Raw genomic sequence first — 926 nt, forward strand, 5'->3', positions numbered from 1 at the left:
TCTCCTTGCCATAATTCATTGGCATATTGCATGGCAAAGGCAGTCCGTAGTTTTTGCGTGCTGTCATGGTCAAGCAAATCGTGTTCACGGATAAAACGATAAAAGGTCGTTGGGGCGAGCTGTTGTCGAGTGAAGTAATGCTTTTCCAGCAAGCAGCGATAGAGCGTACTTTTGGGCACCTTGCCGACTTTATTGTGACTGAGGAGAGGCAAGACTTCATTGATGGCTTCCGCCAATTCCTGGATGGAGACTTTACGTTGCGTGTGTTTATCGGCGCGTGTTTTTTTATCGAGTGTGGTAACGCCGTTTTTCAAATAGCGGCAGCGCCAAGTTTCAATGGTTCTCCAGGTGAACTGGAAATGTTTCTTCGATAACGGATCGACAAAGGTTTGTTGACTCACGGTTTTAATGCGATCTCGAATCGTATTGCCGTGGGCATAATCAATGGCGGCTAACACACTTAAACGGACTTCTAGAGATGGATTTTTATTTTGGGTAGGCATAAAAAAATACTCCAAGTTAAAGGCGCTTGGAGGCTAAAAGAAAACATCATGGCAGTGTTACGCCACTATCGGTTGCGACGACAAAAATAAGAAAAAAGAGTCTTTATTCTGCTTCTCCTACGAAGCTAAAAAGAGAAAATGAACATTAAAATAACGGGGATTGAAAGACAGATTGAATTGAATATGTTCTTTTCTGCCTGGATAAGAGCGAGGCTAAAGTGGGTAATAAAATCTGTCGTCGTCGACTTTGAACAGAGAACGCGTTGAGGGCTGTTGTAAAAGAGGATTTAAGCGTTGAACGAAAATAGCCTAATTGACGATTCAAACGGTTCATCCAACGCCAGGCATGACGAGCATCCATGGCAGAGGGATTGACCACCTCAAAATAGGCATTCTCCACCGACTGCCCTCGTATTAAACACT

The 926-nt window shown here is 43.7% G+C and carries 2 protein-coding genes; both read right to left on the reverse strand.

Annotated elements, in window-relative coordinates:
• The coding region (locus LU351_RS20510; protein WP_232595947.1) for a hypothetical protein at positions 1 to 503 on the reverse strand (503 nt) is incomplete at its 3' end.
• 145 nt (positions 504 to 648) lie between these two features.
• On the reverse strand, positions 649 to 926 hold a 278-nt coding region (locus LU351_RS20515), incomplete at its 5' end, for a hypothetical protein (protein WP_232595948.1).

Origin of the sequence: Marinibactrum halimedae (assembly GCF_021234875.1) — a bacterium.
Taxonomy (GTDB): Bacteria; Pseudomonadota; Gammaproteobacteria; order Pseudomonadales; family Cellvibrionaceae; genus Marinibactrum; species Marinibactrum halimedae.